The organism is Mycobacterium sp. (genome assembly GCF_049673265.1).
Taxonomy (GTDB): domain Bacteria; phylum Actinomycetota; class Actinomycetes; order Mycobacteriales; family Mycobacteriaceae; genus Mycobacterium.
Genome location: NZ_JBATXN010000305.1, coordinates 1 through 4,397, shown reverse-complemented (window position 1 = coordinate 4,397; position 4,397 = coordinate 1). Strand labels below are relative to the sequence as shown.

The following is a 4,397-nucleotide window of genomic DNA, read 5'->3' as shown; positions in this document are numbered from 1 at the left end:
CGCGATCGCGTCCAGTTGACCGGACTCGAACACCTTTACCAGTTGGTCGTAGGTCAGCTGCCAGCGCAGCTGTGGATCATCACGTGGGCGGTGCGGCTTGAGTCCCAGCGGTCGCAACAGCAGCACGTCGTGAAAGCCGATGACGTGCTCCAGCACTCCCCGGGCATCCCACGCATCGCAGGGCGACCGCCGATCCCATTTGCCGTCGGCGGCGCGAACCGACTCGCCAAATCTTCGGCATACCGCCAAATGCCGTTCGCCCAAAGCCTCGGCCATCGCAGCTACCCGGGCAGCTGCAGGGTGAGTTCGACCGGACAGCACAGCTCGCCGCGTTGGTTGGTCACCTCGATCTGCACATCGACCAGGTAGCGCAGCGGGTCGACGTCTGCGTCGCATCGCTTGGCGACGACCCGTCCCCGGCCCACCATCGTGTCGCCGGCATAGATCGAACCGGTCAGCCTCAGCTTGCGGCGCACTACCCTGCTGTCCGGCCCGGCCCAATCGGTCGCGATGCGGTCGGCAAAACCGGCGAGGTGCATGGTGTTGACGAAAATCGCTGGATGCCCTTGACTTTCGGCGTAAGTGGGATCGAAGTGCCCGGGAAAGTAATCCCACGTTGCTCCGGAATTCATCACCACCCGCTGATAGCTGATCTCGTCACGTACCTCGGGCAGCTCCACCCCAGCGCTGATCGCCTCCCAATTCAGGGTCATGACGGTGTCTCGGGGGTGAAGCGGAACAGCGTATTCCGGTTGGTGGCGACCACCGCGCCGTCCTGCCGGGTGTAGGTGTCCAGTGTTTCGACGAAGTGGCCGACTCCGAGTCGGGTTCGTTTCTCCGGTGAAACCGATACCACTTGCTCGACGACGGTGAGCCGGTCGCCCTCGACGATGGGCAGCGGAAATTCGGCCTCGTTAGCCGCATTGATGAACGTGGTGCCGGGCAACGGCACCCGCAGCGCGCTCGCGGATACCGGCGGCCGCTCGGTCGGTTCCCACGGCGGCGGTACCAGCCACCCCATAAGCAGCGCCGGCGGTGCTAACAACCCGCCCCAGGTGCGCGTGGCGAACTCGGTGTCCCAGTACGACGGGTTGGCGTCACGCACTGTGGCGGCGAACATTTGGATCCGGGCAGCACTGACCATGGTTCCCGCAGTCCTTGGCTCGCTCGCCACACCGACCATCCGCAGGGCATCCTCGTAGGTGCCAAACGCCAGAGGGTAGCTGATGGGTGCTGTCATCCAGGGTGCCCGCTTCAGTCACACCGAGAGCTTATGACCGTTCGACACCGAATCCCATTGCAGCTCGCGGGACGTGAAGTACCAGCCGCCGCGTTCGTAGATGAGTTGGTCCCGATAGGTTCCGGTAGCACGCAAAGCGGTAGCGCCATCGCCACTGGCGGCGAAAAGCAAAGCGACGCAATGCTGCGTTGCGTTGACGCCGTCGACGGTGATGTCGTGATCGACGGTGACCAGCCGTCCCCTCCCCCCGTCGAAGGCAGCGCTCAGGTCGGTGAATTCTTCACCGTCGCGGGTGAATCGGGCACCGGCGTGGCGAAATGTGGCGATCCAACCGTTGCGGTCGCCGTCGGAATAGCATCGGTTGTGCTGCGCGGTCACATTCAGGATGGAATCGCGTCCCGCCGCGCCGTCGAGGACGAACTGCTGCTGGTAAGTCATGGCCATCTGTTCTCTCCTTGTTCTAACGACTGACGATGTATCCGTGGCTTTCTCGGTCCCACGCTCCGGGTCCGATGCCTCGGGCGCGAAGGACGTCTTTGCGGACCCGTCCGATAATGGTCTTGGGCAGCTCGCTAACGATCTCCACGTATCGTGGCACACAGAAGTACGGCATCCGGGCGCTGCAAAAGTCAAGCAGCTCAGGGTAATCCAGCGTGCACTCCGGTCGCAGCGCAACGACCAGCAGGATGTCGTCCTCGCCGAGGTCGCTGGGCACGCCGACCGCCGCCGCCTCGAGCACCGAAGGATGACCCAACACCACGGCCTCGACCTCGACCGACGAGATGTTCTCCCCACGGCGCCGCAGCGAATCCTTCACCCGGTCGACGTAAGTCAGGTTCCGGTCGCTGTCGAGCAGGCCGAGGTCGCCGGTGCGAAACCACGGCGGGTGCCGGTCGATACCGCCGTCACCGTTCACATACCCTTCGCTCATCACGTATGGGTAGCGCGGCCGGCAGGCGATCTCCCCCACCGATCCGTCCGGAAGCGGCGCGCCGTCCGGGTCGACAATCTGCACGTCGAAACTGGGATTGGGCCGGCCGGATGTTCCGGGCACGCCCTCCTCGGCAACACCTTTCACCGCGATCGGGAAGGCCTCAGTCATCCCGTACATGGTGACGATCCGGCAGTCGTAGCGCTTCTCGATGTCGCGATATACCGACGCGTCAATCGGCGCCGCGGAGATGAACCGCAGTGGCAACTGCGCGTCACGGGCATCGGACGGCTGATTCCACAGCATCGAAACCATCGCGCCCGCACCGGCAAATCCGACAGCGCCGCAGGCGCGCACCTCGTCCCATACCGTCGCGGGATGAAACGCCGGCGCCAGCACCGTTGTCCCGCCGACCAGCATCGGCGCCAACACGGACGGCGCCGCGCTGAGATGAAACAGCGGCATCGCCGTCCACAGCACCTCGCCGGCTCCGAACTCCCAGGCCGACGCAGCTGTCGCAGCCGTGCTGAACAGGTAATGCCATGTGGTGGCAACAGCTTTCGAAGCCCCAGTTGTGCCCGATGTGAAGAACAGCGACCCGACATCCCCGACATCGCCGACGTACTCCTCCGCGACGCCGGTGGCCTCCAGCAACGGCCAATCACCTTGCACGACAACGCTGCTAAGCTCCGGTAGCTGTTCAGCCACCTCGGCGACCCTGGCTCGCCGTTCGGTATCGGTGATCACTGCCTTAGCCCGCGACACGCGAAGCGCGTGCAGCAGGAAATCACCTTTGTTGGCGGCGTTGACCGCCGCCGTAACGGCGCCGATACGCGCGGCGCCTAACCAGAAATAGATCCACTCCGGACACGTCGCGGTAAACAGCCCGACGCAATCTCCCGGCCGGATCCCCAAGTCCAGCAGAGCGTTGGCCGCTGCGCAGGACCGCCGCCGCATCTGCTCGAAGGTCACGTCGACCCCGGCGATCGACATCAGCACCCGGTCGGGAAATTGCTCGGCACGACGCTCGAGAATCGCCGCGACGCTGAACCGCTCGACACCGAAATCAGCTGGGCTGATGGGCTTTCCGCCGCAAGCGGGTGCCGACCCAGCCGGCACGCGGGACATCGGGCTCCTTCTCAGACCTGGGCAGCCGCCGGGTCAGGCTCACCGTCAGCGGTGTAACCGAAGTCGTTCGGCGAAGCCTGTTCGTCCGGGTAGAAGCGGTGCGCCCAGCGGCGAAGGGCCGCATAGTCGTGGGCTTCTTCGGGGGCGAGGTTCGGCTTCTCCAGGTACTTCATGTTCTCCCAGGTGAAGAAGTCCTGCTTGATGACTTCCTGCTGCAGAGCAAGGAAACGCGCAGCGCGGCCGGTGGGCTTGTCGCCGGTGTCTCCCGGCTCGCGGATAGATGCCTGGGTGTAGAAGTAGTCGGTGTAATCCTCGTCGACCGGAGTCTGCCCGGTGACTTGGCAGGTGGCAACCAACTCGCTGGGGAAGCGAACAACACCCAACCCAAGCGAGTAGTTGTCGTAGATGATCTTGGCGTCGACCGGACCGTTCGGGGTCAACCAGGTCTGCGCCCGGCCGCCGCCGAAATGCGCGTTGACCGTCGCGTGCAGGTGATATCCGGACACTTCGAACGATGCCGTGGTGGCGGGGTTGGCGGCCTTGTGCACGTATTGCACGTGATAAGGGTCAGCTGCGTTCTCGATGATCATCTGTGCGTGCACCTTGACGCGGTTGACCATCCTGGTGTGCGGATGCAGCGGGTAGTACTCGTCGGTCTCCAATTCGGCCAGCACCGGTGGTTGCCAGTACGGAGCTCGGCCGTGCCGCTCGTGCCAAACCAGCATGAAGCCGTACCACTCCGTGCTGTGGTAGGTGCGCACGCGGACGTTGTTCTTGCAGCCGATCTTGCTGTACGGGATTAACGCGTTAGTGCCGTCGCCACGCCAACGCCAACCGTGCCAGGGGCAGACGATGTTCTCCCCCTCGACGGTGCCGCCGACGCCCATGTTGGCGCCCAGGTGTTGGCAGTAAGCGTCCAGCACGTTCAACTGGCCGGACTCGGTGCGAAACAGCACCATCTCCTGGCCGAAGTAGTGAGCTCGTTTGACCTCGCCGGCCGCCAGGTCCGAGGCGAAACCGACGATGAACCACCCGGTCGGGAACCGGTACGGCGACAGGCTGATGCCGCTCGTCCCAAACTCGCGTTCCGACGGGTCT

Annotated in this window: 6 protein-coding genes; all 6 read right to left on the bottom strand. The window is 64.3% G+C overall.

What is annotated here, in order from left to right; translation table 11 throughout:
• Positions 1-276, bottom strand: a 276-nt coding sequence (locus WBF82_RS10770; protein WP_424383025.1) for a maleylpyruvate isomerase N-terminal domain-containing protein, incomplete at its 3' end; no start/stop codon positions are given.
• Between the two features lie 5 nt (positions 277-281).
• Positions 282-713, bottom strand: a complete 432-nt coding sequence (locus WBF82_RS10765) for a MaoC family dehydratase (protein ID WP_424383024.1) — start codon at positions 711-713, stop codon at positions 282-284.
• Positions 710-1,240: an FAS1-like dehydratase domain-containing protein gene (locus WBF82_RS10760; protein WP_424383023.1), complete on the bottom strand. Its 531-nt coding sequence runs from the start codon at positions 1,238-1,240 to the stop codon at positions 710-712. The genes WBF82_RS10765 and WBF82_RS10760 overlap by 4 nt, the downstream gene beginning before the upstream one ends.
• 18 nt (positions 1,241-1,258) lie before the next feature.
• Positions 1,259-1,684, bottom strand: coding sequence for a nuclear transport factor 2 family protein (locus tag WBF82_RS10755; RefSeq protein ID WP_424383022.1), 426 nt, complete (start codon positions 1,682-1,684; stop codon positions 1,259-1,261).
• A 16-nt stretch (positions 1,685-1,700) separates the two neighbouring features.
• Positions 1,701-3,299 (bottom strand): AMP-binding protein, encoded by a 1,599-nt coding sequence (locus tag WBF82_RS10750; RefSeq protein ID WP_424383021.1) that lies wholly within the window; start codon positions 3,297-3,299, stop codon positions 1,701-1,703.
• Between the two features lie 11 nt (positions 3,300-3,310).
• Positions 3,311-4,397: aromatic ring-hydroxylating oxygenase subunit alpha (locus WBF82_RS10745; RefSeq protein ID WP_424383020.1), on the bottom strand; the 1,087-nt coding region annotated here is incomplete at its 5' end.

What these genes read in the sequence shown, in the direction of transcription:
- WBF82_RS10765 (WP_424383024.1), bottom strand. Translation starts at nt 713, where the DNA reads ATGACCCTGAATTGGGAGGCGATCAGCGCTGGGGTGGAGCTGCCCGAG.
- WBF82_RS10760 (WP_424383023.1), bottom strand. Translation starts at nt 1,240, where the DNA reads ATGACAGCACCCATCAGCTACCCTCTGGCGTTTGGCACCTACGAGGAT.
- WBF82_RS10755 (WP_424383022.1), bottom strand. Translation starts at nt 1,684, where the DNA reads ATGGCCATGACTTACCAGCAGCAGTTCGTCCTCGACGGCGCGGCGGGA.
- WBF82_RS10750 (WP_424383021.1), bottom strand. Translation starts at nt 3,299, where the DNA reads ATGTCCCGCGTGCCGGCTGGGTCGGCACCCGCTTGCGGCGGAAAGCCC.